The organism is Micromonospora sp. C97, assembly GCF_018070385.1.
GTDB lineage: Bacteria > Actinomycetota > Actinomycetes > Mycobacteriales > Micromonosporaceae > Micromonospora > Micromonospora parva.
In genome coordinates, this window is the sequence record NZ_JAGPXU010000041.1 from 17,294 (window position 1) to 43,716 (window position 26,423).

19 protein-coding genes are annotated in these 26,423 nt (G+C 71.4%); 11 read left to right on the forward strand and 8 right to left on the reverse strand.

What is annotated here, in order from left to right; all coding sequences use genetic code 11:
- Positions 1-72: 72 nt before the first annotated feature.
- The 3 genes from KBX26_RS30690 to KBX26_RS30700 form a co-directional block, all read right to left on the reverse strand.
- A complete protein-coding gene (locus KBX26_RS30690) occupies positions 73-921 on the reverse strand; it encodes a hypothetical protein (protein ID WP_210867005.1) in 849 nt (282 codons plus the stop codon).
- Between the two features lie 1,217 nt (positions 922-2,138).
- Positions 2,139-2,564 carry an OsmC family protein gene (locus KBX26_RS30695; protein ID WP_030332593.1) on the reverse strand — a complete coding sequence of 142 codons (426 nt, stop codon included), beginning with the start codon at positions 2,562-2,564 and terminating at the stop codon, positions 2,139-2,141.
- Between the two features lie 70 nt (positions 2,565-2,634).
- A complete protein-coding gene (locus KBX26_RS30700) occupies positions 2,635-3,573 on the reverse strand; it encodes a serine/threonine-protein kinase (protein WP_210867006.1) in 939 nt (312 codons plus the stop codon).
- Positions 3,574-3,761: 188 nt separating this feature from the next.
- On the opposite strand from KBX26_RS30700, the gene KBX26_RS30705 reads away from it, so the two are divergent.
- The 3 genes from KBX26_RS30705 to KBX26_RS30715 all read left to right on the forward strand — a co-directional run bounded on the left by KBX26_RS30705 (position 3,762) and on the right by KBX26_RS30715 (position 6,326).
- A complete protein-coding gene (locus KBX26_RS30705) occupies positions 3,762-3,992 on the forward strand; it encodes a hypothetical protein (RefSeq protein WP_091408172.1) in 231 nt (76 codons plus the stop codon).
- 98 nt (positions 3,993-4,090) lie between these two features.
- Positions 4,091-4,837, forward strand: coding sequence for a response regulator transcription factor (locus KBX26_RS30710; protein ID WP_030332598.1), 747 nt, complete (start codon positions 4,091-4,093; stop codon positions 4,835-4,837).
- A complete protein-coding gene (locus KBX26_RS30715) occupies positions 4,815-6,326 on the forward strand; it encodes a HAMP domain-containing sensor histidine kinase (RefSeq protein WP_210867007.1) in 1,512 nt (503 codons plus the stop codon). Before KBX26_RS30710 ends, KBX26_RS30715 begins: the two co-directional genes overlap by 23 nt.
- A gap of 12 nt (positions 6,327-6,338) precedes the next feature.
- On the opposite strand, the gene KBX26_RS30720 is transcribed toward KBX26_RS30715, so the two are convergent.
- Positions 6,339-7,463, reverse strand: a complete 1,125-nt coding sequence (locus KBX26_RS30720; RefSeq protein WP_210867008.1) for an aromatic acid exporter family protein — start codon at positions 7,461-7,463, stop codon at positions 6,339-6,341.
- Positions 7,464-7,510: 47 nt separating this feature from the next.
- The gene (locus KBX26_RS30725) at positions 7,511-8,269 is read right to left on the reverse strand and encodes a sensory rhodopsin transducer (protein ID WP_210867009.1); all 759 of its coding nucleotides are present in this window, start codon (positions 8,267-8,269) and stop codon (positions 7,511-7,513) included.
- A 68-nt stretch (positions 8,270-8,337) separates the two neighbouring features.
- Between KBX26_RS30725 and KBX26_RS30730 the strand changes: the two genes are divergently transcribed.
- The 5 genes from KBX26_RS30730 (at position 8,338) to KBX26_RS30750 (ending at position 15,619) form a co-directional block, all read left to right on the forward strand.
- Entirely contained in the window at positions 8,338-10,179 is a 1,842-nt protein-coding gene (locus KBX26_RS30730) for a glycoside hydrolase family 15 protein (protein WP_210867010.1), read from the forward strand.
- A gap of 217 nt (positions 10,180-10,396) precedes the next feature.
- Positions 10,397-10,546, forward strand: coding sequence for a hypothetical protein (locus KBX26_RS30735; RefSeq protein ID WP_165947858.1), 150 nt, complete (start codon positions 10,397-10,399; stop codon positions 10,544-10,546).
- A gap of 17 nt (positions 10,547-10,563) precedes the next feature.
- The gene (locus tag KBX26_RS30740) at positions 10,564-11,997 is read left to right on the forward strand and encodes a bifunctional 2-polyprenyl-6-hydroxyphenol methylase/3-demethylubiquinol 3-O-methyltransferase UbiG (RefSeq protein WP_210867011.1); all 1,434 of its coding nucleotides are present in this window, start codon (positions 10,564-10,566) and stop codon (positions 11,995-11,997) included.
- Positions 11,990-14,035, forward strand: a complete 2,046-nt coding sequence (locus tag KBX26_RS30745; protein WP_210867012.1) for a sulfatase-like hydrolase/transferase — start codon at positions 11,990-11,992, stop codon at positions 14,033-14,035. Before KBX26_RS30740 ends, KBX26_RS30745 begins: the two co-directional genes overlap by 8 nt.
- 300 nt (positions 14,036-14,335) lie before the next feature.
- Complete coding sequence (locus KBX26_RS30750; protein ID WP_030332612.1) at positions 14,336-15,619, forward strand: citrate synthase; 1,284 nt, start codon at positions 14,336-14,338, stop codon at positions 15,617-15,619.
- A 182-nt stretch (positions 15,620-15,801) separates the two neighbouring features.
- Here KBX26_RS30750 and KBX26_RS30755 read toward each other — a convergent pair whose 3' ends face one another.
- Both KBX26_RS30755 and KBX26_RS30760 read right to left on the reverse strand, forming a co-directional pair.
- Positions 15,802-16,446 (reverse strand): maleylpyruvate isomerase N-terminal domain-containing protein, encoded by a 645-nt coding sequence (locus KBX26_RS30755; RefSeq protein ID WP_156057571.1) that lies wholly within the window; start codon positions 16,444-16,446, stop codon positions 15,802-15,804.
- A 230-nt stretch (positions 16,447-16,676) separates the two neighbouring features.
- Positions 16,677-18,116 carry a glycosyltransferase family 4 protein gene (locus KBX26_RS30760; RefSeq protein ID WP_210867013.1) on the reverse strand — a complete coding sequence of 480 codons (1,440 nt, stop codon included), beginning with the start codon at positions 18,114-18,116 and terminating at the stop codon, positions 16,677-16,679.
- A gap of 316 nt (positions 18,117-18,432) precedes the next feature.
- Here KBX26_RS30760 and glgX point away from each other — a divergent pair, with 316 nt between their 5' ends.
- The 3 genes from glgX to treZ are packed head-to-tail and all read left to right on the forward strand — an operon-like array spanning position 18,433 to position 24,579.
- Positions 18,433-20,550 (forward strand): glycogen debranching protein GlgX, encoded by a 2,118-nt coding sequence (gene glgX, locus KBX26_RS30765; protein ID WP_030332618.1) that lies wholly within the window; start codon positions 18,433-18,435, stop codon positions 20,548-20,550.
- A 1-nt stretch (position 20,551) separates the two neighbouring features.
- On the forward strand, positions 20,552-22,858 hold the full coding sequence (treY, locus tag KBX26_RS30770; RefSeq protein WP_210867014.1) for a malto-oligosyltrehalose synthase: 2,307 nt from the start codon (positions 20,552-20,554) through the stop codon (positions 22,856-22,858).
- Positions 22,855-24,579: a malto-oligosyltrehalose trehalohydrolase gene (gene treZ / locus KBX26_RS30775; protein ID WP_210867015.1), complete on the forward strand. Its 1,725-nt coding sequence runs from the start codon at positions 22,855-22,857 to the stop codon at positions 24,577-24,579. The genes treY and treZ overlap by 4 nt, the downstream gene beginning before the upstream one ends.
- Positions 24,580-24,680: 101 nt before the next feature.
- Here the strand turns inward: treZ and KBX26_RS30780 are convergent.
- Positions 24,681-26,423, reverse strand: a 1,743-nt coding sequence (locus KBX26_RS30780) for a lipopolysaccharide assembly protein LapB (RefSeq protein WP_210867016.1), incomplete at its 5' end; no start/stop codon positions are given.

The window sequence follows — 26,423 nt, forward strand, 5'->3', positions numbered from 1 at the left end:
GGTGGGCCGGACCCGGGCGTGCAGCCGCCGGGTCGTCGCTGAGGCCCGTGGGCGCGGGGTCGGTCGCCCGGCTCAGGTGGTGAGCGCGGCCGCGACGGTGGTCGCCCGGTCCTCGTGCTGGGCGTACGCGTCGGGGTAGGCGGAGATCTGGACGGCCTGGGCGGCGGAGGTGACGCTCATGTCCTGCCAGCCGGGGATCTCGTTGAGCGCGCTGTAGAAGGCCCGGGCGGCGTACGACGGACGCATCAGTTGGGCCACCGTGCCCCAGCCGCTGCTGGGCCGCTGCTGGAACAGCCCGACCGAGTCGTGGTCGGAGCCGCTGCCCTGGTTCGGGTACTGCGCCGACTCGGGCAGGACGTCGCTGGCCAGGTTGTAGAGGTTGCTCTCCTGCATGGCGGTCGCCAACGCCACCACCAGGGCGCGGCGCGGCATCTTCATCTCCAGGCCGACGTCCACGATGACTTTCGCGTTGTCCATCTGGGCCTGGTCGAGGCCGGCGACGGGCCGGGGCCGACGGGGCTTGACCGGCTTCTTGGGTGTCTTGCGGACGGCGGTGGGGGTGGGTGTCGGCTTCGCCGTCGGGCTGGGCAGGACCCGGGCGGGGGCGAGGTCGCGGTCCAGTGACCGGGAGGCGCGTTCGTCGGCGATGGCGGCGCGCTCGGCCACCGCCTCGGCGAGCGGCTCGACCGTACGGGGGGTGTCGTCGTTGCCCTGGGCGGTGGCGACCGCGACGAGGCTGAGGCAGCAGGTGACACCGGTGGCCAGCGCCACCCGCACCGGGGTCGAGCCCAGCAGGGCCCGTCGTCGCGGTTCGGGAGCGCGGTGACGGCCGATCGTCCGTTCGGTTGATGCGGCGTCGTCCGGTGGGGTGGTCGGGCGCGCGTCGGTCAGCTTCTGGGCGGAGGGGTCGTCGGGATGCACCTGCCGAGGCTAAAGAGCTGAATGCCCGATGCCATAGGCCGGTACGGTGGCATGCGCCACAATTTGCCCTGATCATGATGACTTTAGCGGGCAAAAGCAGAGCGAAGCTGATCAACCTCACGGATGCCTCCAGACGGTTATTCCCGACTTGCCGGGTGAATGCGCTCGCGGCGAGGGGCCGTCGGTCCGACGTCCGACCGCGCTCCAGGTTCCACCGAACACCCGATGCGATGCCCCCGGAAAGCCCACCGCTCCCTCGGCCGATCCTCCGGCGGCGGCGCAGCGAAGTGCCGCGATCGGCAGGCATCGGCGTGCCGCGTCACGGTGCCCCGTCACGGTGCCCCGTCACGGCGCCGCGTCATGGTGCCGCGTCATGGTGGCGCGTCACGGTGCCGCGTCACGGTGCCGCGTCACGGTGCCGCGTCATGGTGCCGCGTCACGGTGCCGCGTCATGGTGGCGCGTCATGGTGGCGCGTCACGGTGCCGCGTCACGGTGCCGGGTTGCGACACCCGGCCCCCTGGCTCGGCCCGCGGGGGCTGTTCCCACTGGCCGCCGTCGGTTCGCTTGGTGGGGTGGGGGTCTCGCCGCTCGCGATGATCGTGCTCGATCCTTGTTGTAGTGGCCTCCTCGGCATGGGGAGGGGCCTGTTTACTGGATCGGGCACGATCTTGAGAGTGTGGTGCCTCGTTCGGCCGGCGAGGCCGGCGGAGGCCGGTTTGGCCGGCGCAGGTTGGTCGCGGGTCCTGCTGGGCGGCCGGGCAAGGGTCTTGATCGACCGGTTGTGCACCACCATCGGGGTTGCCGCACGGCGCGGTGCGGCTGGGTCGGCCCAGTCAGGCTGCGCGAACGACGCAGACCGACATGATCCACTCGGCTTTCATGAAGTCGGGGTAACCCCGCCACCTGGACACCGCGACTTTCAGGAACCCGAGTCGATCAGCGGGTGATGGCCGCGGTGCCGGTCGGCGTCGTCGACGAGTCGGGGTAACCCCGCCACGTGGACGCCGCGACTTTCAGGAACCCGAGTCGATCAAGCGGGTGATGGCCGCGGTGCCCGTCGGCGTCGTAGACGAAGTCGCCGAGGCCCTCGGCAAGATCGTGCCCGATCCAGGAAACAGGGCCCTCAAGCAGGAACGAGGCACCTACAACCAGGATCGAGCACGATCATGCGGGGCCGACACGCGTCACGATCGTCGGGTCGGGGCCGCCCGGCGGGTCAGTGTCGGCCGTTCTCGGCCGGGGTGACGGTCAGCCGGTGCCGGCTGGCGTCGCCGCTGGAGAACGGCCAGAGCCGGTCGGCGTACTCGACCAGGTCGGCCAGTTGATCTCGGCTCAGGCCGGCCGAGGAAATCTCCGCGTGCACGTCGGCCCGGTACCGGCCGTCGTTGTCGCGTCCCAGCTTCGCCTCCGCCCGGACCTGCACGGTGTGCGCCTCGTCGGTGATCTCCCCGGCCACCTCCACCGCCGCGTGGTGCAGGCAGGAGGCGAAGGCCGCGGCCAGCAACTGTTCCGGGGTCAGCCCGGTGCAGTGCGGCGCCAGCGGTGAGGCCAGCGCGGTGGAGAGCCCGCCATCGTCGGTGCGTACGTGACCGCCCTCGGCGGTCGCTGTGGCCTCACGCAGCCAGGAACTCTGATCCGGCATCGCGTTTCTCCCGTCGCTCACCAGGCCGGCTACCCCGCCGTCGCCCGGCGAAACGCCGTGCGCCGTACGGTCAGCGCCGCGAGGGCTCGTCCACCAGTGCCACCGCCTCGGTGGCCTCCGCGGCGGCCCGTTCGGTCCACGGCGATGTCGGGGCCGGCCGACGGGCCGTCGGGATGGTCATCGGCACGTACACCCGGGCGTCCACCGCCTCGGCCAGCAGCAGCGCCGCGACCAGGCTGCTCGGACGCTGCTCGGGGTCGTCGGCGAGGCAGGAGTGGCACAGTTCGGCGACCTCCGCCGGGAGACCGGCGATGTCGGGCAGCGGCTCCGGCGGCTGACAGCGGCGGGCGAGGAGCAGTTCGCTGGCGGTCTCCGCGCGGTACGGCAGGCGAGCGGTCAGGCTGTAGTAGAGCAGCACGCCGAGGGCGTACATGTCGGCGGCCGGGGTGGCCGGCGTCTTCTCCAGTTGTTCGGGCGCCAGGTACGCCGGGGTGCCGAGCACCACCCCGGACGGCATCGGGTCCAGTGCACCGGCGGCGATGGCGATGCCGAAGTCGAGCACCTTCACCCCGGCCGGGGTGAGCATCACGTTGGCGGGCTTGACGTCCCGGTGCACGATGCCCTCGGCGTGCGCGGCGGCCAGCGCGGCGGCGACCTCCGCGCAGACCCGCACCGCGATCCGCCAGTCCAGCGGCCCGGAGCGCAGGTGCACCGCGAGCGTCTCACCCTCGGCCAGCTCCATCACGATGTAGGACACCGGCCGGCCGGGCCACGTCGAGGAGGTGCCGAAGTCGTGCACGCTCGCCACGTTCGGGTGCTCCAGGCGGGCCGCCGACCGGGCCTCCGCGCGGATCCGGTCCACCGGGCCGTCCTGGTCGTCGCGACCGGGCGAGATGAGCTTCACCGCGACCGGCCGGTCCAGCACCTGGTCGTACGCCCGCCACACCTCGGACATCCCGCCCACCCCGATGCGCTGTTCGAGCCGGTACCGCCCGTCCAGCGTCCGCATCGACCACTCCTCGCCCTCGCCCCGCCGACGGCCGGGTGCTCGATCGCGGTACCCGTACTCCGAACTGGGCAAACCGAGGCCGGACGGCCCCGGGCACTCGCTGCGCCCCGGCGGCGGGGTGCGGTAGCTTGCGAGCCAGAGCCGGTGTCACCGATTGTGCCGGCACGGTCACCTGAGGGGACACCGCGATGAGCGAGGTCACCGTACGCTTCGTCGGCGGGCCCGCGGACGGCCTGGTCCGGCTGCTGCCGGCGGGGTCGGACGGCGCCCCACCCCAGCGTTGGATCATGCGGCACCCGGACGGTACGGGCCCGGTGCAGCCCGGCCCCGACCATCTCTACGAACGCGACCGGCCCGACGAGGCTGGTGGCTGGAGCATGCGCTTCGTGCGCACCGACGCCTACGGGGTGTCCGAGTGACCATGAGGCGGGGCTGACCGGTGGCGGCGGCCCGGCCGCACAGCTGGCACACAGCGTCCGCAGGGGCCCGGCACAGGCATCGTGGCCACGATGGGGGCATGGTCATGAACGGGCAGGCCGCGCCGAGCCGGATCGAGCTGCGTCGCCCCGACGGTGAACCCGTCCGGGTGCTGGTCGTCGACGACGAACCCACGCTCACCGACCTGCTGTCGATGGCCCTGCGCTACGAGGGGTGGCAGGTGCGCACCGCCGGCAGCGGCATGGCGGCGTTGAGCACCGCCCGACAGTTCCAACCGGACGCGGTGGTGCTCGACGTGATGCTGCCCGACCTGGACGGCTTCCAGGTGCTGCGCCGGCTGCGCGAGGACGCCCCGACCGTGCCGGTGCTCTTCCTGACCGCCCGCGACGCGGTCGAGGAACGCATCGCCGGGTTGACCGTCGGCGGCGACGACTACGTCACCAAACCGTTCAGCCTGGAGGAGGTGATCGCCCGGCTGCGCGCGTTGCTGCGCCGCTCCGGGCTCGCGGTCGCCGCCCGGGAGGAGGCGGTCCTGACCGTCGGTGATCTCAGCCTCGACGAGGACAGCCACGAGGTCCGCCGGGGTGGCCAACTCGTCACCCTCACCGCCACCGAGTTCGAGCTGCTGCGCTACCTGATGCGCAACCCGCGCCGGGTGCTCAGCAAGGCGCAGATCCTGGACCGGGTGTGGAACTACGACTTCGGCGGCCAGGCCAACGTGGTGGAGCTGTACATCTCGTACCTGCGGAAGAAGATCGACGCCGGTCGGCCGCCGATGATCCACACACTGCGCGGCGCGGGCTATGTCCTCAAACCCGCCGAGTAGCCACCGCCGTCCGCTGCGCGCCGTCCGTGGCTGGCTGGCCGGGCGCTCTCTGCGTACCCGACTGGTGTTCGCCCTGCTCGCGCTGCTGGCGTTGGTCAGCGTCGCCATCGGTGGCCTGACCACTGTGGCGCTGCGGCACTTCCTCATCGACCGGCTGGACGCCCAGCTGGCCCCCGCGACGGCCATGCGGGGGGACCGGCCGGGCCGGCCGGCCTTCCCCGGCAACGGACCGGGCATCCCACCCGGGTTGCCGTCCGGCACCGTGGTCGCCGAGATCACCGACGGCCGGGTGACCAGCGCCCGGACCCTGACCAACAGCGCCTCCGACGCGTTCCCCGACCCGCGGTCCGTGCCGGTGGGGGAGGTCGCCGCGCTGGCGGACCTGCCGGTCGACACCGCACCGCGCACCGTCGACCTCGGTGACCGCGGCGACTACCGGGCCGTGGCCCGGCAGTACTGGGACGGCCGGGTACGCGTCGTCGCGATCCCCCTCTCCGGCGTCCAGGAGATCGTCTGGGGGATGATCGCGGCGCAGCTCGGGGTGGCCGCGATCGGGCTGGTCATCGCCGGTGCCGCCGGGGCGTTGATCGTGCGGGCCACCCTGCGACCGCTGCACCGGGTGGCCGCCACCGCCACCCGCGTCACCGAGCTGCCCCTGGACCGTGGGGAGGTGGCGCTCGCGGTCCGGGTGCCGACCGCCGACACCGACGGGCGCACCGAGGTCGGTCAGGTCGGCGCGGCGCTGAACCGGATGCTGGGCCACGTCGCCGACGCGCTCGCCGCCCGGCAGGCCAGCGAGACCCGGGTACGCCAGTTCGTCGCCGACGCCAGCCACGAACTGCGCACGCCACTCGCGGCGATCCGCGGCTACGCCGAGGTGGCCCGGCGCGGCCGCGACGAGGTACCCGCCGACGTGGCGCACGCGTTGCGCCGGGTCGAGTCGGAGAGCACCCGGATGACCAGCCTCGTCGACGACCTGCTGCTGCTGGCCCGCCTCGACACCGGCCGTCCCCTCGCTGTCGAACCGGTCGACCTGACCGCCCTGGTGGTGGACGCGGTCAGCGACGCGCACGTCGCCGGCCCCGACCACCGCTGGCAGCTCGACCTGCCCGAGGTGGCGATCCGGGTGCCCGGCGACGCCGCCCGGCTGCACCAGGTGGTGGCGAACCTGCTCACCAACGCCCGGGTGCACACCCCGTCGGGCAGCACCGTCACCACCATTTTGGCCGTCGACGGCACCGACGCCGTGCTCACCGTCGCCGACGACGGGCCGGGGGTGCCGGCGCAGCTGCAACCGGAGATCTTCGAGCGCTTCGCCCGGGGTGACAGCTCCCGGTCCCGCGCGCAGGGCAGCACCGGTCTCGGCCTCGCGATCGTCGCGGCGGTGGTGGAGGCCCACCACGGCACTGTCGGGGTGCACAGCCGTCCGGGTCGGACCGTGTTCACCGTCCGGTTGCCGAATCCCACAGCGGACGCCGAACCGGCGTGACCGGGTCGCCGGTCAGCCGGCGGCGGCCTCGCGGACCAGCCGGCGTGCCTCGTCCCGGGGCACGCCGGTGGCCCGGAGGAGGTCGTTGGCGGCGGTCCGCAGCTGGGAGACCACTATCGTCCCGGAGAAACCCAGGTCCTGCCGGCAGGCCACGCCCGCCTCCCGGACGGCGTGCAGCACCCGCTCCCGGGCCCGCACCGGCTCCTGCGCGGCCACGAACTCCCGGTGCAGCAGCCGGACCGCCTCGCCGAGGTGCTCCACGGCGGCGGGCAGCGCCGCCGGCACCGGTTCCTCGTCGCGCAGGGTGGTGCCGATGCGGCGGACCAGACCGCGACTGTTGCGGAAGGCCCGCTCCATGTGCGTCACCCCGGCCCGGTAGGTGGCGATCGCCCGGCGTCGTCGCCACCGCACCGGGGAGAGCCGGACGACCTCGTCGGCGGCGGTCGTCACGGCGACGAGCTGGCGCAGTTGCGGGTCGGCGGCACGCATCCGGTCCAGCACCGCCCGCGCGCGGCCCCAGTCCGCCTCGGCCAGCGCCTGCGCCGAGGCGGTCATCTCCCGGGCGAACAGGTTCAGGGCGGGCTCGGCGGAGCGGCGCACCATCCGCATCGGGTTGAGGGGCAGCAGGACGAGCATCACGAACAGCCCCGCCGCCCCGCCGACCAGGGCGTTGATCGTTCGGGGCAGCTCCAGGTCCGGCGCGGTCGGGGTGAGGGTGGCGATGAGCACGGCGGTACCACCGGCCTGGGTCATCAGCGCGCCGGTGCCGCGTACCAGCACCGACGCGGTGATCGCCAGGAAGACGATCGCACCGGTCTGCCAGGGGCCGGTGCCGAACAGGCTGATCAGCAGGTCACCCACGCCGATGCCGAGCACCACCCCGGCGACCAGCTCCAGCGCGCGGTGAGCACGGTTGCCCAGCGACGCCGCGATGACACCGACAGCTGCGGCCGGTGCGAAGGTCGGCTCCGGGTTGCCGAGCAGTTCGCGGGCCACCAGCCAGGCCAGGGCGGCAGCCACACCGGCCTGGAGCGCCACGATCAGATAGAGCCGCATCCGCTGGCGACTCTCCCGCACGGCCCGCCCGGCGCGGGTCCGCAGCCTGCCCGCCGTCCGCGTCCCGGCCGTGAGTCTCATGGCGGGGGCTACCCGGCCCGGCCCCCGACCGAACCTGCGCCGAACGGCTACGCCGGGTACGCCATCGCCGCAGTGAGGGCGACCACCCCGGGCAGCCGGGTGTCCTGGCGCAGGAACTGCACCACCACCGGGACCGGGGAGCGCAGCAGACAGCCGTACGGCCGGTCGAGCCGCACCGCCTCCGGGTCGATCAGGTCGTTGAGCCGCACGTGGCGCACCCGACGGGCGTCGACGGTGATGGCGTACGGGCCGACCGGCTCGGCGTCGGCGTAGTAGAGGTGCAGTTCGGTGTCGGCGCGGGTGTCGGTGGTGTTCAGGACGCACAGCTGGTCGAAGCTGGTGAGGTCCGCGTTGTCGTCGGCGGAGATGTCCAGCACCTCGCCGGTGCCGGTGACCAGGCGGACGCCGACCACCTGGGTGCACAGGTTGCCGAAACCGACGCCGGTGCCGTGCGTGCCGGTGGCGGTCGCGCCGGCGATCGACTGGTAGTCCACGTCGCCGAGGTTGTCCATGGCCAGCCCGGCGTCGTACAGGCCCTCACCGAGGGCCTTGAGTTTGGTGCCCGCACAGGCCCGCGCCCGGTCGGCGTCCTCGGCGATGACACCGGCGAGCCGGTCGACGCTGAGCAGGATGTCGTCGGTGCGGGTCAGCGGGCTCGACGAGTGGCCCGACCCGACCGGCCGGATCGTCCGCCCGGACTCCCGCGCCCGGACGACCAGCTCCCGCACCGCGTCCTCGTCGGCCGGCTCGGCGAACTCCCTCGGGGTGAACGAGAGGCTGCCGGACCAGTTGACGAACTGTCGCATGCGGCGGGGTACCCACCGGCATGACCGGTAGTCGCGTTTCCGCGCCGACCCGCCGGGTAGGCAGTCGCGTGCCGGCCTTCGGCTCCGCGAGCACGCCGCCGATCGACTCGTACGCGTTCCTCTCCGACACCCACACCGGGGCGCTGATCGGCGCGGACGGCGCTGTCGACTGGTTCTGTGTGCCGCACTTCGAGGGCGACGCGGTCTTCGCCCGGCTGCTGGACCGTCGCGTCGGTGGCGCGTTCACCTTCTCCGTCGCCGCTGACGCCGCGCCGGTCCGCCGGTACCTGCCCGGCACCCTGGTGGTGGAGAGCGCGTACCGGGCCGCCGGTGGCACCGCGACCGGTCAGGACTTCCTCGCCGTCCGGACCGGCGACGAGGCGCAGCCGTTCCGCGCGGACATGCTGCTGGTGCGCCGCCTGCACGTGCGCGCCGGGTCGGTGCGGGTACGAGCCGAGGTGACACCGCGCCCCGGGTACGGTTCCCGCCCGGTGGACTGGCGGTGGGACCACGGCCAGTGGGTGGCCGCCGAGGCGGGGCTGCGGCTGCGTTCCGGGCTGTCGTTCCGGGTCGACGGCGCGACGCTGCGCGCCGAAACGGTGCTGTGCGCGGGGCAGACGGTCGACGTACTGCTCGGTTACGGCCCCGGCCGCATCGACGAGGTCGACCCGGCCGAGCTGCTGGCGCGGACCTGCCGGACCTGGCGGGAGTGGACGGACCGTACCGACTACACCGGGCGGGGCAGCGCCGAGGTGCGGCACAGCGCGGCCGTCCTGCGGGGCCTGTCGTTCGACGAGACCGGTGCGTTGCTCGCCGCGCCGACCGCCTCGCTGCCCGAGGAGATCGGCGGCGTGCGCAACTGGGACTACCGCTTCACCTGGCACCGCGACGCCGCGCTGCTGCTGCTCGCGCTGTTCCGGCTGGGTCACGCCGAGGAGGGCCGTCGTTACCTGCACTTCCTGCTCACCATGTGCGATTGTGCCGGCGAGGTTCTCACCCCCCTCGTCGGGATCCACGGGGTGACCCGCGAGGAGGCGGTGCTTGAGCACCTCGACGGGTACGCCGACTCACGGCCGGTGCGTATCGGCAACGAGGCCGCCCACCAGCTGCAGTTCGACACGTACGGGCACGTGCTCGACGCCACGCTGTCGTACCAGCAGCTCACCGGCGAGTTGACCACTGAGCAGTGGCAGGTGCTGCGCCGGCACGTGGACACCATGGCCACCCGGTGGCGGGAGCCGGACCACGGCGTCTGGGAGATCCGCGGGCCGCTGCGGCACTACGTCAACTCGAAGATGATGGCCTGGGTCTGCCTCGACCGGGGCATCCGCCTCGCCGACCTGGTCGGCGACCACGACGCCCCCGTCGAGCGGTGGCGCGGGGAGCGCGACGCCATCCACGCCGAGGTCGTCGAGCGTGGTTTCGACAGCGGCATCGGCAGCTTCGTGCTGGCGTACGGCTCGACCGAACTCGACGCGTCGTTGCTGCGGATGCCCCTGGTCGGCTTCCTCTCCGGTGACGACCCGCGGGTGCTGTCCACCATCGATCGCATCCGGCGGGATCTGGCCGTCGCCCCGGCGCTCATCCGCCGGTACACGGCCGACGACGGGTTGCCCGGGCAGGAGGGCGCGTTCCTGCTCTGCTGCTTCGAGCTGGTCTCGGCCCTGGTCCTGGCGGGGCGACGCGAGCAGGCCGCCGAGTTGTTCGACCAGTTGTGCGGGTACGCCGGGCCGCTCGGCCTGTACGCCGAGCAGCTCGACGCCGACGGCACCGCGTTGGGCAACTACCCGCAGGCCTTCACCCACCTGGCGTTGATCGAGGCGGCGCTGAACCTCGACGGTGCCGGCGACCGCGACGCGCTGCACGCGTGGGCGCAACGGGCGGCGCGACCGGGAACAGCCGACGGCTGACCGCGTCTCGGTGAGGTCCCAGCGCGTGTCCGCAGCGTGCCGGCGTGCCCGGCCGTCGCTGCCGCATTCTGTGCCGAGTCTGGGAGTCCGCCGATGTGGCCGCGACGGCAACGGGGACCAGCGTACGGTGATGGACAAGTCCGGCTTTCCGGGTTAAAAGCCTCATTGGTGATGACCGGGATGCCGGTGTCGAGACGGCGAGGGCAAGGAGCGATCCGTGGAACATCTGGCCTACCTGGACGCGGGGTCCGGCAGCCTGATCGTGCAGGCGGTCGTGGGCGGGGTGGCCGGCGCCGCGGTCGCCGCGAAGCTCTACTGGCGACGGCTCGTCGACCGGTTCCGCCGGCAACCCACCGACCAGCGCTGAGCAGGCCAGTCCCGACCATGGCGATCTCACCCACCGGGGTACGGCCCGAGCCGGCCTCCTTCCGCGACCCGGCCAACCGGGTCTTCCACGTCGGCGACGAGGTGCTGCGCGGGCTGGACCCCCAGGCCGCGCAGCACTGGCGGGCGTTGACCGGCAGCACGTTCTTTCCGGCACTCGTCGCCGCGCGCAAGGTCTGCGCCACCGAGGACGCCCCGCCCACACTGGTGCCCGCCGCGACCGGAACACCGTGGGCCGCCGTGCTGCGTCACGAGCGCATCCCGTTCGTCTCCCACCCGTACGAGTGGTCGTTCAGCATGCTGCGCGACGCCGCCCTGCTGCACCTGGAGATCCTCAACGCCGCGCTCGGCGAGGGTTTCACCACCAAGGACGGCTCCGCGTACAACCTCCAGTGGCGCGGCGCCGAACCGGTCTTCATCGACATCGGCTCGTTCGAACCGGTCCGCGACGGCGAACCGTGGGCCGGCTACCGGCAGTTCTGCCAGACAGTGCTCTACCCGCTGATGCTCACGGCCCACCTGGGCGTCGACTTCCAACCCTGGCTGCGCGCCCGGGTCGACGGCATCGAGGCCGACGAGCTGCGGCCCCTGTTCACCGGTGCCCGCCGGCTGCGCCCCGGCGTGCTGACCCACCTGCACCTGCACGGGGCCATGCAGCAACGCAACGCCGCCGCCAGCACCACCGAGGTCCGCGACCAACTGCGGGCTGCCGGCTTCTCCCGGGAGTTGCTGCTCGCCACCGTCCGCGGCATCGAGAAACTGGTCCGCAAGCTGGAGCACCGCCCGGCCGGGACCCACTGGTCGGACTACCAGCGCACCTGCGGCTACACGGTGCGCGACCGGGTGGCGAAGGAGCAGTTCGTGGCCGCCTCGGTGGCTGCCGCCGGCACCCGCCCCCGCCTGGTGCTCGACCTCGGCGCCAACGACGGCCGGTACTCCCGGTTGGCGGCCGGGCACGCCGACTACGTGGTCGCCGTCGAGCAGGACCCGGCCGTTGTCGACGAGCTGTACCGCAAACTGCGCTCCGAGGGGCAGCGCCGCATCCTGCCGCTGGTGCTGGACCTGGCCGACCCCTCGCCGGGCGGCGGCTGGCGCGGCGTCGAGCGGGCCGGCTTCGCCGAGCGGGCGTCCGCCGACGTGGTGCTCGCCCTGGCCGTCGTGCACCACCTGGCGATCGGGCGCAACGTGCCGCTGCCGGAGGTCGTCGACTGGCTCGCCGGGCTGACCGCACCGGGCGGGGCGGTGGTGGTGGAGTTCGTCCACCCGGAGGACCCGATGGCGACCCGGCTGCTGGCCAACAAGCCCGCCGGCCTCTTCCCGGACTACCGCCGCGACGCCTTCGAGACGGTGCTCGCCGCCCGGGGTCGGATCACCGACCGGCTGGAGCTGCCCTCGGGCACCCGCACCCTCTACCGGACGGTGATGGGTGGCTGAACCGGCCTCCGTCGACCCGCCCGCCCTGCCGGACCCGCCGGCCGGGCGGTGGGAGCGGGGCTGGCGCGCAGAGCTGGGCCGGCTGCTGGAGATCGTCGCGCTGGTCGGTCTCGTGGTCACCCAACCCCTGCTGGACGTGCTCGGCCGCAGCCCCGACTTCTTCCTCTTCCACCGCGCCGACCCGGCCGAGATCCTGCTGCTGGTCGCCCTGGTGACGGTGGTCCCCACCGTCGCGGTGGCGCTGCTCGGGGCGCTCAGCCGACTCGCCGGCCGGACCGCCCGCGCCGTCACCCACACCGGGCTGGTCGGGCTGCTGGTCGCCGCGCTCGCCGTGCAGGTGGGCCGGCACGTGACGCCGCTTCGGGGCGTACCGCTGCTGCTGGTGGCCGTGCTGGCCGGAGCCGCCGGCGCGCTCGCGCACCGGCGGTGGCGGGCGCCGGGCCGGGTCCTGCGACTGGCCGCCGCCGGCCCGGTGGCCTTCGTGGCGCTCTTCCTGCTCGTCTCGCCCACCTCGGCGGTGGTCCTGCCGCGCGGCGACGGCGGTGCGGCAGGGACCGCGCAGGGTTCGGCCGTGCACCCACCGGTGGTCATGCTGATTCTCGACGAGCTGCCACTGGTCAGCCTGCTCGGCCCGGACGGACAGATCGACGCCGGTCGGTACCCGCACTTCGCCGAACTGGCCGGAGCCTCCACCTGGTACCGCAACTCGACAGGGGTCAGCGGGTGGACACCGAACGCGCTGCCGGCGATGCTCACCGGCCGCTACCCGGCGAAGCCCGTCGCCCCGCACTACTCGCAGTACCCGGACAACATCTTCACCGCCTTCGGCGGCCTCTACGACATCAAGGCCGAGGAGAGCATCACCCGGCTGTGCCCACCCAGCCGGTGCGAACAGCCGGTCACCCCGGAACAGGGGATGGGCGTGCTGGTCCGCGAGACCGGCAAGCTGCTCGGCCGGGTCGCCGGACCCACCGAGAGCACCGTCGACCCGGAAGACTCCTATCGCGAGCAGACCCGGGCCGAAGCCGGCCTGGACGCCGCCGAACCGGTGCCGGCCGACCCGAAGTTCCGGTGGGACAGCCTGGACGACAACCAACCGGCCCGGTTCACCAGCTTCCTGGCCGGGCTGAAGCCGACCGCCCGCCCCACCCTGCACTTCCTGCACCTGCTGATGCCGCACTCACCGTGGGCGTACCTGCCGTCCGGCGCGCGCTACGACGCCCCCGAGGACCTGCCCAACGACGGCGCCGGCTGGGTCGACCTGGCCCGGCAGCGGCACCTCGCCCAGCTCGGCTACACCGACCGGCTGATCGGCGAGACACTGCGGACGCTGCGCGCCAGCGGCCTCTACGACCAGGCGCTCGTCGTGGTGACCGCCGACCACGGGGTGAGCTTCCGCCCCGGCGCCCAGGGCCGGGGCATGGACGCCATCAAGGCCGCCGCCGGCGAGGTCGCCTGGGTGCCGACGTTCGTCAAGGAACCCCGGCAGCAGACCGGCCGGGTCGACGACCGCAACTGGGAACACGTCGACCTGCTGCCGACGGTGGCCGACGAGGCCGGCATCCGGTTGCCCTGGCGGGTCGACGGGCGCTCCGCCCGGCAAGCGCCCCGCACCGACGGTACGAAGCACTTCTACGACCGCCCCGGCGAACCGGTCACCTTCCCCGGCGGCGTACCCACCCCGCCGCCGCTGCCCACACCGCACCCTCTGGTCGGCACCGAGGTACGCGCCGGCCCGGCCGCCGGCAGCGCCCGGGTCGCCGACCTGGCCGCGTTCACCGCCACCGACCCGGACACCGGCACCCTGCCGGCGCTTGTCTGGGGCGACGTCCCGGACCGGATCCCGGACGGCACCCTGCTCGCCGTCGCCGTCAACGGTCGCGTCGGGGCGGTCGTCCCGGTGGTGCCGGCCGACCCCGGCGGACGCCGGTTCGCCGCGCTGCTCGCCGACGACAAGCTGTTCCACGCCGGCACCAACACACTCGACGTCTACCAGGTCGCGGCGGACGGTGCGCTGCGCCGCCTCACCCTGTCGTGACTGTGCTTCCGGATTGGTCTCGCCTGATGTCCGGGGTCGGCCCGGTCTGGCGTCGGGGTCCGATCCGGCCTGGCTCTCCGGGCCGGTCGGGTCTGGTGTCCGGGGTCGGTCCGGTCTGGCTTCCGGGTCCGGTCCGGTCCGGTCCCGGTTGGCGGGATGCCGGGTTTCCCGGCCGCCTGGTCGGGAATCGGGTGACGCATACCTCACCGCCGAACCACGGCGGGCGTTGTCCCCCGAGCCGCAATTACGGTAGAAGCGAAGGCAATTCAACGTAGATCTGCCGGCGAAGCGAGGAACCACATGACGGAAGTCAAGCTCGATCACCCCGGTGGGCAGCTGTCGATGCCGGTACATCCTGCGGTCGAGGGCCCCGCCGGTATCGGGGTGAGCAAGCTGCTGAAGGAAACCGGGATGACCACGTACGACCCCGGTTTCGTCAACACCGCCGCTGCCTCATCCGCGATCACCTACATCGACGGCGACGCGGGCATCCTGCGTTACCGGGGGTACCCGATCGAGCAGCTGGCCGAGAAGTCCTCCTTCCTGGAGGTCTCCTACCTGCTCATCTACGGTGAGCTGCCGACCGAGCAGCAGCTGACCGAGTTCACCGAGTGGATTCGGCGCCACTCGCTGCTGCACGAGGAGATGCGTCGCTTCTTCGACGGCTTCCCCCGGGACGCCCACCCGATGGCGGTGCTCTCGTCCGCGGTGAGCGCCCTGTCCACCTTTTACCAGGACAGCCTGGACCCGTTCGACTCCGAGCACGTGGAGATCTCCACGGTCCGGCTGATGGCCAAGGTCCCCACCATCGCCTCGTACGCGTACAAGAAGTCCATCGGTCAGCCGCTGCTGTACCCGGACAACTCGCTGGGCTACGTGGACAACCTGCTGCGGATGACGTTCGGCGTGCCGGCGGAGCCGTACGAGGTCGACCCGGTGATGTCGAAGGTGCTGGACATGCTCTTCGTCCTGCACGCCGACCACGAGCAGAACTGCTCCACGTCGACCGTCCGGCTGGTCGGCTCCAGCAACGCCAACCTGTTCGCCTCGGTCTCGGCCGGCGTGAACGCGCTGTTCGGCCCCCTGCACGGCGGCGCCAACCAGGCGGTGCTGGAGATGCTCCAGCAGATCCACGCCGGCGACGACGACGTCCGGTCCTTCGTCCGTAAGGTCAAGGACAAGCAGGACGGCGTCAAGCTGATGGGCTTCGGCCACCGGGTCTACAAGAACTACGACCCGCGGGCGGCGATCGTCAAGAAGGCCGCGCAGGACGTGCTGGGCCGGATGGCCAAGCCCGACCCGCTGCTGGACATCGCCATGGAGCTGGAGGAGATCGCCCTCGCCGACGACTTCTTCGTGTCGCGTCGGCTCTACCCGAACGTGGACTTCTACACCGGTCTGATCTACAAGGCCATGGGCTTCCCGACCAAGATGTTCACTGTCCTCTTCGCGCTCGGCCGGCTGCCCGGCTGGATCGCCCAGTGGCGCGAGATGATCAACGACCCGGAGACCAAGATTGGCCGTCCGCGGCAGGTCTACGTCGGCTCCGCCGAGCGGAACTACGTCCCCTTCGGCGAGCGCTGACCCGCTCTTCGTTGCACAGCAGGCCGTCGACCCCTCCGGGTCGGCGGCCTGCCGCGTTTCCGCTCTGGCCGTGCCCGATCGCCCTTGATCGACTCTGGTTTCGTGAAGGCGCGGTGTTCCTCGGGCCGGGACACCCCGACTTTCAGGAAGCCGAGTCGATCACGACCGGGCACCGCCGGGAGTCAGAAGGCCGAGATGTCCTGGGATCGCTCGCTGCGGCTCAGGGCGCTGATCAGCGCCGACTGACCACGGCGGCGCACCGCCAGTCGGACCAGCAGGTCCCGGACGGGGTCGAAGACGTCCGCCGGGAACTCCGGCGTGGGTACGCCGACGCTCACCGCGAGGTCATCGGAGTGCACCACGATCTCCAGTTGGCGGGTGAGCAGGAAGTCCCCACGCCGCAGCGACCAGCCCTGCCACGGGATCGGCACGACCTCACCGGCGGCACCCCGGGAGAGCAGGTCGCCGACCACTTCCAGCGCCTGGGCGCAGCGGGCGTGCAGGTCGGCCGGTCCGCGGGCCGCGTCCGCCTCGTCGTTGCTCTCGGCGACCGACTTCTCGTCCGGGGTGCCCTCGCTGACCCACGGGGCCTGCTCGTAGTGGTCGTCCGCCGAATCCAACGTCGGTAGGTCGGTCGGCATCGGCAGCAACTCGGCAGCGCGGACCGCCTGACGTCCCAGGTGGCACGCCAGGCCACCCACCGACAGGTGTGGCAGCGCGCTCGGGTGTGACCACCGCTCGGTCACCTCGGGGCGTCGGATCAGGTCCAGCGCGACGGCGGCGGCGGTCGGAAAGGCGGCATCCAGGGCGTCGACAGCGCGAAACATCAGCACATTCTGGCAGGACCGGCCGACAGCCGCCGAGCGACGCGGCCCGCCCCGACGGGCATCACACCCGCCGGGCCCAGCGTGATCGACTCGGCTTTCAGGAAGTCGGGGCGTCCCCGGCACTGGGACACCCCGACTTCAAGAAAACCGAGTCGATCAACCGCACAAGGCAAGGCCCCGCCCGGCCCGCCCGCCCCGCCCGGCCAACCGCAAGGGCCGGGCCGGCGTGGTCAGCGCAGGCCGGCGGCGGCGAGCAGGTTGCCCTCGGGGAGCGCCGGAAGCGCACGGCCCTGCGACATCCGCTGCTCGGCGCGTTCGGCGGTGAACGCGGCGTCGTGCTGGATGGCGGCGGCGTAGCTGGCGGCGGTGTGCTGGGCGATCGCGGCCCAGCCGTACTGGTCGTGGACCATCCGGCGGGCGTGGCGGGCCATGGCACGGGTGCGGTCGGCGTCGGACAGCAGGGCGTGCACGGCGTCGGTCAGGCTGTCCGGGTCGTGCGGGCGGAAGGTCATCCCGGTGACACCCGGTTCGACGATCTCGGCGAGGCCACCGGTGGCGGCGACGGCGAGCGGCGCACCGGCCGCGGCGCCTTCCAGGGCGACCATGCCGAACGGCTCGTAGATGCTGGGCACGGCGAAGCAGTCGGACGCGGCCATCAGCGCCGGCAGGTCGGTGCCGCCGAGGAAGCCCGGCATGCTGACCAGGCCGCCCAGGCCGCGGCGGTGCACCTCGGCCTCCAACTCGGCGCGGTACGGGCCGTCGCCGGCGATCACGGCACGCAGCCCGGGGTGCCGTTCGCGCAGCCGGGGGAGCGCGGCGATCAGGTGCTGCACGCCCTTCTCGTACACCAGGCGGCCGGCGAAGGTGACCAGCGGGCCGTCCCCGGCGAACCGGGCGCGGGCGGCGGCCACCGCGCTCGCGGGCACCCGCCAGCGGTGCGGCTCCACGCCGTTGGCGACCACGTCGACCCTCCCGGCCGGTACGCCGAACAGCGCGTTCACCTCGTCGCGCATGTACCCGGAGCAGACGATCACCCGGTTGGACTCGCTGCTGAGCCAGTGCTCGACACCGTGGATGGTGCGGTTCATCTCCTCCGGCAGCCAGCCCTGGTGCCGACCGGCCTCGGTGGCGTGGATCGTGCTGACCAGCGGGATGTCCAGGTGCTCGCGCAGCGTCATCGCGGTGTGCGCGACGAGCCAGTCGTGGGCGTGGATGACGTCGTACGAGCCGGCCTGGGTGGCGCGCAGCGCGGTGCGGGTGAGGGTGTGGTTGAAGGCCATCGTCCAGGCCAGCAGCGAACCGGTGGCGAGGGGGAAGGTGACCGGGTCCTCGGGAGCGCGCAGGATGCGTACGCCCTCGGCGTACTCCTCCAGGGGCGCGCCCTCGCTGTGCCGGGTGACCACGGTGACCTCGTGGCCGGCGGCGGCCAGGGCCACCGACAGGGCGTGCACGTGGCGGCCGAGGCCACCGACGAGCACCGGCGGGTACTCCCAGGACAGCATGAGGATGCGGCGGGTCTGCGGGGGCACCCCGGGGCCGGACTGCGCCGGCACGACCGGGCCGGACTGCGGGCTCGGGCCGGGCTGCGCGTTGGGCCGTGAGGTGAGGGTGGGCCGGTGGGCCCGGTCCTTGGTGGCAGCGAGCTGCTCGTCGACCCGCAGGGTCGTCACATCAATCTCCGTCCATGCATGGTGGTGCGCGCCGGCGTCAGTGGCGGCGGAGCGAGAGGTGTAAGGGGTGGCCGAGGGCCTGGCGGGCGCGAGCGGACGCTTGCCCCCGAACAAGGAAAGGGCATCCGGCCCAAGAACGCATCTCGAAAAGGGCCATCGTGACGGAGGACACCCGATGGTTTAGGTCGCATCAGACAGGTGGTTTCCGGGCACCGCCTGAAAGGATGGATTGGCGCGTACGGGCAGGGGGCACTACCTGCCTGCGCGCGGGGCAGCGTCGGCCGGTGCGCACATCACCATGGGTTGAGGGAGCAAGATGCAGGTCTGGCCGGGCGAGCGGTACCCCCTTGGCGCCACCTACGACGGGATGGGCACCAACTTCGCCATCTTCTCCGAGGTGGCCGAGCGGGTCGAGCTGTGCCTCTTCGACGAGTGGGACACCGGCGCGGAGCGCCGCGTCGAGCTGCGCGAGGTGGACGCCTACGTGTGGCACGCGTACCTGCCGGGCATCGAGCCGGGCCAGCGCTACGGCTACCGGGTGCACGGTCCGTACGACCCCGCGAACGGGCTGCGCTGCAACCCGAACAAGCTGCTGATCGACCCGTACGCGAAGGCCATCGACGGTGACGTGACGTGGGACCCGGCGGTCTACGACTACGACATGGACGAGCCGGAGCGGATGAACGAAACCGACTCCGCGCCGTTCATGCCGAAGTCGGTGGTGGTGAACCCGTACTTCGACTGGGGCAACGACAAGCCGCCGCGCACCCCTTACCACCACTCGGTGATCTACGAGGCGCACGTACGCGGGCTGACCATGCGCCACCCGGACATCCCGGAGGAGCTGCGCGGCACGTACGCGGGCATCGCCTCCCCACCGATGATCGACTATCTGACCCGGCTCGGGGTGACGGCGATCGAGCTGATGCCGGTGCACCAGTTCATCCACGACAACCGCCTCGCCGACCTGGGGCTGCGCAACTACTGGGGTTACAACACCATCGGCTTCTTCGCCCCGCACCACGGCTACTCGGCGCTGGGCCGGCTCGGCCAGCAGGTGCAGGAGTTCCGGGGCATGGTGAAGGCGCTGCACGCGGCCGGCATCGAGGTCATCCTCGACGTGGTCTACAACCACACCGCCGAGGGCAACCACCTCGGGCCGACGCTGAGCTTCAAGGGGGTGGACGCGCCGAGCTACTACCGGCTCAGCGAGGAGGACCCCCGCTACTTCGTCGACTACACCGGCACCGGCAACAGCCTCAACGTGCGCAGCCCGCACTCCCTGCAACTGATCATGGATTCGTTGCGGTACTGGGTGACCGAGATGCACGTCGACGGCTTCCGGTTCGACCTGGCCGCCACCCTGGCCCGCGAGTTCTACGAGGTGGACCGCCTGTCCACCTTCTTCGAGGTGGTGCAGCAGGACCCGGTGGTCAGCCAGGTGAAGCTGATCGCCGAACCGTGGGACGTCGGCCCCGGCGGCTACCAGGTGGGCAACTTCCCGCCGCTGTGGACCGAGTGGAACGGCAAGTACCGCGACACCGTGCGGGACTTCTGGCGCGGTGAGCCGGCCACCCTGGCCGAGTTCGCGTCCCGCATCTCCGGCTCGGCCGACCTCTACCAGGACGACGGCCGCCGCCCGTTCCACAGCATCAACTTCGTCACCGTGCACGACGGGTTCACCCTCAACGACCTGGTGTCGTACAACGACAAGCACAACGAGGCCAACGGCGAGGACAACCGGGACGGCGAGAGCCACAACCGGTCCTGGAACTGCGGGGTCGAGGGCGACACCGACGACGAGGCGGTGCTCGCGCTGCGGGCCAAGCAGCGGCGCAACTTCCTGGCCACCCTGATGCTGTCGCAGGGCGTGCCGATGATCGGCCACGGTGACGAGCTGGGCCGCACCCAGCACGGCAACAACAACGTCTACTGCCAGGACAGCGAGCTGGCCTGGGTCGACTGGGACAACGCCGACGAGCAGCTGCTGGACTTCGTCCGCACGCTCACCGCGTTCCGCAAACGACACCAGGTGTTCCGCCGCCGCCGGTTCTTCACCGGCCTGCCGGTGGGCGGGCGCGGCATCGACGAGCCGCTGCCCGACCTGGCCTGGTACACCCCGGACGGGCGGGAGATGACCGGCGAGGACTGGGGCAACGACTTCGGCCGCTCGGTGGCGCTCTTCGTCAACGGCGAGGGCATCCGCGAGCGCGGCCAGTACGGCCAGAAGCACCACGACGCGTCGTTCCTGCTCTGCTTCAACGCCCACGACGCGCCACTGGACTTCACCATGCCCGGCAGCGAGTACGGCCAGAAGTGGGAGCGGGTGATCAGCACCGCCGAGCCGGAGCCGGACGACGCCACGGTGATCAGCGCGGGCGGCACCATCCGGGTGCCGGACCGCTCCCTCGTCGTGCTGGAGAGGATGATCTGACATGCCGGCCACCCCTCCGAAGGCCACCTACCGCGTCCAGGTCCGCCCCGGTTTCGACCTGGACGCCACCGCCGCGATCGTCGACTACCTGGCCGACCTCGGCGTCAGCCACCTCTACAGCGCCCCGCTGCTGACCGCCACCCCCGGTTCCCAGCACGGCTACGACGTGGTCGACCACCGGGCCGTCAACCCGGAGCTGGGCGGGGAGGCCGCCCGGCAGCGGCTGCTGCGCGCGCTGCGCGACAAGGGCCTCGGCCTGGTCGTCGACATCGTGCCCAACCACGCCGGGGTGGCCGTCCCGGCCGCCAACCCGGCCTGGTGGGACGTGCTGCGCCGGGGGCGCGACTCGGCGTACGCCGACTGGTTCGACATCGACTGGGACCGTGGCCGGCTACTGCTGCCGGTGCTGGCCGACGACGCGGGCGCCCTGGACGACCTCAAGCTCGTCGACGGGGAGCTGCGCTACCACGAGCACCGCTTCCCGGTCGCCGACGGCACCGGCGACGGCACCGCGGCCGAGGTGCACGACCGGCAGCACTACGAGCTGGTGTCCTGGCGGCGCGGTGACGCCGAGCTGACGTACCGCCGGTTCTTCGCCATCGCGGGCCTGGCGGGCCTGCGGGTGGAGGACCCGGCGGTGTTCGCCGCCACCCACGAGCTGATCCTGCGCTGGGCCGCCGCCGGGGAGGTCGACGGCATCCGCGTCGACCACCCGGACGGCCTGCGCGACCCGGCCGGCTACCTGGCCCGGCTGCGGGCCGCCGCGCCGGACGCGTGGCTCGTGGTGGAGAAGATCCTGGAGTACGGCGAGGAGCTGCCGGACTGGCCGGTGGACGGCACCACCGGCTACGACGCCCTGGCCATGGCCGGTGGGCTCTTCATCGACATCGACGCCGAGGGCGACTTCACGGTGCTGGACACCCAGCTGGCGGGTCGGCGTACCTCCTGGGAGGACCTGACCCACACCACCAAGCTGGCCGCCGCCACCCAACTGCTCGCCGCCGAGCTGACCCGGCTGGCCGCTCTCGCCCCCGAGGTGCCCACCGAGCAGGCCCGCGCGGCGCTCGCCGAGCTGGCCGCCGCGTTCGACGTCTACCGCGGCTACCCGCCGCACGGCGCCCGGCACCTCGCCGCCGCCCGCTCCGAGGCCGGCCGCCGCCGCCCCGACCTGGCCGCCGCCCTGGACGCGATCACCCGCCGGCTGCGCAACCCCGACGACGAGCTGGCCATGCGGTTCCCCCAGCTCACCGGCGCGGTGATGGCCAAGGGCGTGGAGGACACCGCGTTCTACCGGTGGACCCGGTTCGTGGCGCTCAACGAGGTCGGCGACAGCCCCACCCGCTTCGGGGTGCCACCCGCGGAGTTCCACCGCTTCGCCGCCGCCCAACAGGTCCGCTGGCCGGCCACCATGACCACCCTCTCCACCCACGACACCAAACGCGGCGAGGACGTCCGCGCCCGCCTCGCCGTGCTCAGCGAACTGCCGGGCCGCTGGGCCGAGCAGGTCAAGACCTGGATGGAGTACGCGCCACTGCCCGACCCGGCGTTCGCCCATCTGCTCTGGCAGACCGCCGTCGGCGCGTGGCCGATCGAACGGGAGCGGCTGCACGCGTACGTCGAGAAGGCCGCCCGGGAGGCCGGCGCCTCGACCAGCTGGGGGGACCCGAACCCGGCCTTCGAGCAGGCACTGCACGACGTGGTCGACCGCATGTACGACGACCCGAGCCTGCACGACGAGCTGACCGAACTCGCCGCCGCGATCACCCCGGCCGGCTGGTGCAACTCCCTCGGGCAGAAGCTGATCCAACTCACCATGCCCGGGGTGCCGGACACCTACCAGGGCACCGAGCTGTGGGACAACTCCCTCGTCGACCCGGACAACCGCCGCCCGGTCGACTTCGACGTACGCCGAGAGTTGCTGGCACGCATCGACGGCGGCTGGCGTCCCCCGATCGACACCGACGGAGCGGCGAAGCTGCTCGTCGTGTCGCGGACCCTGCGGTTGCGGCGGGCGCACCCGGAGCTGTTCACCACCTACCGGCCGGTGCCCGCGCATGGGCCGTTGGGCCGGCACGCCCTGGCCTTCGACCGGGGTGGCGTGATCGCCGTGGCGACCCGGCTGCCGCTGGGCCTGGCCCGCGCCGGCGGGTGGTGCGACACAGCCCTGTCACTTCCCGTTCACGAGATGAAGGACCTGTTCACCGGCCGGGTCTACAGTGGCGGGGAGACGCCGCTGGACACTCTTCTGGCCGACTATCCCGTCGCTCTGCTGGCTCCTCCCACCGCTGCCGAGGAGGCCGTTTCATGACCGAATTCTCCGTCTGGGCACCGGACGCCACCCGGGTGCGGCTGCGCCTGGCCGGCGACACCGACCACGAGATGCGCGCCACCGCCGACGGCTGGTGGCGGGTCGAGGTGCCCGACGCCGGCCTCGACTACTCCTTTCTGCTGAACGACGACGAAACCCCACTGCCCGACCCCCGGTCACCGTGGCAGCCTGCGGGAGTGCACGGGCCCAGCCGCCGCTACGACCATTCCGCCTTCGCGTGGACCGACAGCTCGTGGACCGGCCGGCAACTGCCCGGCAGCATCCTCTACGAGCTGCACATCGGCACCTTCACCCCGGACGGCACCTTCGACGCCGCCATCGACCGCCTCGATCACCTCGTCTCGCTCGGTGTCGACCTGATCGAACTGCTCCCGGTCAACGCCTTCAACGGCGAACACAACTGGGGGTACGACGGCGTCTGCTGGTACGCCCCACACGAGCAATACGGCGGCCCCGACGGCCTCAAACGGTTCGTCGACGCCGCCCACGCCAAAGGGCTGGGGGTGATCCTCGACGTTGTCTACAACCATTTCGGGCCCTCCGGGGCCTACGCGCCGCAGTTCGGGCCCTACCTCGCCGAGCAGAGCAACAGTTGGGGCCGCTCGGTCAACCTGGACGGCCCGCACTCCGACGAGGTACGCCGCTACATCATCGACAGCGTCCTCATGTGGCTGCGCGACTACCACGTCGACGGGCTGCGCCTGGACGCCGTGCACGCCCTGCCGGACACGCGGGCGGTGCCGCTTCTGGAGGAGCTGGCGATTGAGGTCGAGGCTCTGTCGACGCACCTGGGTCGGCCGCTGTCGCTCATCGCCGAGTCGGACCTCAACGACCCGCGGCTCATCACGCCCCGGGAGGCTGGCGGGTTCGGGTTGCACGCCCAGTGGAACGACGACGCCCACCACGCGCTGCACACGCTGCTGACGGGGGAGCGGCAGGGGTACTACGGCGACTTCGGCTCCCTGGAGACGCTGTCAGACGTGTTGACCGGCGGGTTCTTCCACGCGGGGACCTGGTCGAGCTTCCGCAACCGGCACCACGGGCGACCTCTGGATTCCCGGGTTCCTGGTCATCGGTTGGTTGCGTATTTGCAGAACCATGATCAGATCGGGAACCGGGCCACCGGGGATCGGATCTCGGCTTCGCTGTCGCCTGCGCTGCTGCGGGTTGGCGCTGTGCTGCTGCTGACCGCGCCCTTTACTCCGATGCTGTTCATGGGGGAGGAGTGGGCTGCCTCCACGCCCTGGCAGTTCTTTACGTCGCATCCTGAGCCGGAGTTGGCCACTGCGGTGCGGACCGGGCGACGGCGGGAGTTCGCCTCGCACGGGTGGCCGGAGGGGGACGTGCCGGACCCGCAGGACCCGGAGACGTTTACTCGGTCGCGGTTGGACTGGGCTGAGCTGGACAAGCCCGAACACGCTTCGATGCTGTCGTTCTACCAGCGGTTGATTGCCCTGCGTCGCTCGTCTTCGGACCTGTCGGATCCTCGGATGCACGAGGTGTCTGTGCAGCACGGGGACCAGTTCCTGGTGATGCGGCGGGGGGACACGTTGGTGGTGGCCAACTTTGCTGGGCGGGGGCAGGGGGTGTCGCTGCCTGGGGTGGCTCGGCGAGTGCTCCTGGCTACGGGGGAGGGGGTCACTGTGATGCGGGACCGGATCGAGCTGCCAGCGGAGACTGCGGCGATCGTGGCCCTCTAAGCGGCGCGCGACAGACTCGGTCAAGGCCATGCAGGATAAATGAGGCTATCGTCCACGCCTCTCTAACCTTTGTGACGATAGTCATGCCTATGGATCGTTGGTCAGGTAACACCCTTGTCGGAACCAGCCGAAAGGCCAGGGTCGGTATTGGTCATATTTGCTCGCTTGATGTCAGACAGCCGACCCTGGGTAGTGCCAAGATCGCGTTGTGCCTCGGGGTCGTCGGGGTTCGCTTCGGCTAGACGAGCCTGGATGATTAGAGCTGCGTTGTAGGCGGTCATGGCTTCGTCGAGATTACCCCGCTCCCGGGCTATGTCGCCAAGCCTGCTTTGGGTGATACTCAGGTCGCGTTGAGCCTCAGCGTTGTCGGGATCGGCGTCTACCAATCGTTTTTGGATGTTCAACGCCGCCTGATAGGCGGTCTCCGCTTCGTTAAAGCGGCCACGAGCTTGAGCTAGATCGCCGATTCTGCTGTAGGTAATCGTCAAATCACGTTGCGCTCGGGGGTCATTCGGATTGGCTTCGGCTAGGCGCACATCAAGGGTTAGCGCGGCGCGTTGGGCGGTCTCGGCCTCGTCAAGGTTGCCGCGGTCGTGAGCAATGTCGCCGAGCCTGCCGTGGGCGATGCTCAAGTCTCGTTGTGCCTCCCGGTCATTGGGGTTGGTTTCCGCCAGGTGGGTTCGGATGGCGAGCGCGGTTCGGTAGGCGTTCTCAGCTTCTTTGAGGTTTCCCCGGTCTTGGGCGACACCGCCGAGCATGCTGTAAATATTGCTTAATTCGCGTTGTGCGTCGGTGTTATCCGGGTTGGCCTCTACTAGAAGCCGGGATGCGGCGAGGGCGGCGCGGTAAGCATTCTCGGCGTCCTGGAGGTTGCCGCGCTCCCGGGCGATGTCGCCAAGCTTGCCATGAGTGATGCTGAGGTCGTGTTGTGCCTGGGGGTTGTCGGGGTTGGCTCCTACCAGGCGTTGGAATGCGGTGAGGGCGGTGCGGTAGGCGTTCTCGGCGTCGTTGAGGTTGCCACGAGCGTGGGCGAGGCCACCGAGCCTGCCGTGGGCGATGCCCAGGTCTCGTTGTGCCTCCCGGTCATCGGGGTTGATTTCCGCGAGGTGGGTTCGGACGGCGAGCGCGGTTCGGTAGGCGTTCTCGGCGTCGTTGAAGTTGCCCCGATCTCGAGCGATGTCGCCAAGTTTGCTCTGGGCGATGCTTAGGTCGCGTTGTGCCTCGGTGTTTTGGGGGTTGGTTTCTACCAGGCGTTGGAATGCGGTGAGGGCGGTGCGGTAGGCGTTCTCGGCGTCATCAAGGCTGCCGCGCTCCCGGGCGATGTCGCCGAGCCTGTTGTAGGTGATGCATAAATCGTGTTGTGCCTGGGGGTTGTCGGGGTTGGTCTCTACCAGGCGTTGGAATGCGGTGAGGGCGGTGCGATAGGCAATCTCGGCATCGTTCAGGTTGCCGCGAGCGTGCGCGATGTCGCCGAGCCTGCCGTAGGTGATGCTGAGGTCGCGTTGTGTTTGGGGGTTGTCGGGGTTGGTTTCCGCGAGGTGGGTTCGGATGGTCAGCGCGGTTCGGTAGGCGTTCTCGGCGTCGTTGAGGTTGCCCCGATCTTGAGCGATGTCACCGAGCCTGCTGTGGCTGATGCTGAGGTCGCGTTGTGCCTGGAGGTTGTCGGGGTTGGTTTCCGCGAGGTGGGTTCGGATGGTCAGCGCGGTTCGGTAGGCGTTCTCGGCGTCGTTGAGGTTGCCGCGAGCGTGGGCGATGTCGCCGAGTCTGCTGTGGGTGATGCTGAGGTCGCGTTGTGCTTCGGCGTTGTCGGGGTCGGCTTCAGCTAGACGCATATCAATGGCGAG

Coding starts and splice junctions, on each gene's coding strand:
- KBX26_RS30695 (WP_030332593.1), bottom strand. CDS start 2,564: ATGCCGGATCAGAGTTCCTGGCTGCGTGAGGCCACAGCGACCGCCGAG.
- KBX26_RS30750 (WP_030332612.1), top strand. CDS start 14,336: ATGACGGAAGTCAAGCTCGATCACCCCGGTGGGCAGCTGTCGATGCCG.
- glgX (WP_030332618.1), top strand. CDS start 18,433: ATGCAGGTCTGGCCGGGCGAGCGGTACCCCCTTGGCGCCACCTACGAC.
- KBX26_RS30700 (WP_210867006.1), bottom strand. CDS start 3,573: ATGCGGACGCTGGACGGGCGGTACCGGCTCGAACAGCGCATCGGGGTG.
- KBX26_RS30720 (WP_210867008.1), bottom strand. CDS start 7,463: ATGAGACTCACGGCCGGGACGCGGACGGCGGGCAGGCTGCGGACCCGC.
- KBX26_RS30705 (WP_091408172.1), top strand. CDS start 3,762: ATGAGCGAGGTCACCGTACGCTTCGTCGGCGGGCCCGCGGACGGCCTG.
- KBX26_RS30715 (WP_210867007.1), top strand. CDS start 4,815: ATGTCCTCAAACCCGCCGAGTAGCCACCGCCGTCCGCTGCGCGCCGTC.
- KBX26_RS30725 (WP_210867009.1), bottom strand. CDS start 8,269: ATGCGACAGTTCGTCAACTGGTCCGGCAGCCTCTCGTTCACCCCGAGG.
- KBX26_RS30710 (WP_030332598.1), top strand. CDS start 4,091: ATGGTCATGAACGGGCAGGCCGCGCCGAGCCGGATCGAGCTGCGTCGC.
- KBX26_RS30740 (WP_210867011.1), top strand. CDS start 10,564: ATGGCGATCTCACCCACCGGGGTACGGCCCGAGCCGGCCTCCTTCCGC.
- treY (WP_210867014.1), top strand. CDS start 20,552: ATGCCGGCCACCCCTCCGAAGGCCACCTACCGCGTCCAGGTCCGCCCC.
- treZ (WP_210867015.1), top strand. CDS start 22,855: ATGACCGAATTCTCCGTCTGGGCACCGGACGCCACCCGGGTGCGGCTG.
- KBX26_RS30755 (WP_156057571.1), bottom strand. CDS start 16,446: ATGTTTCGCGCTGTCGACGCCCTGGATGCCGCCTTTCCGACCGCCGCC.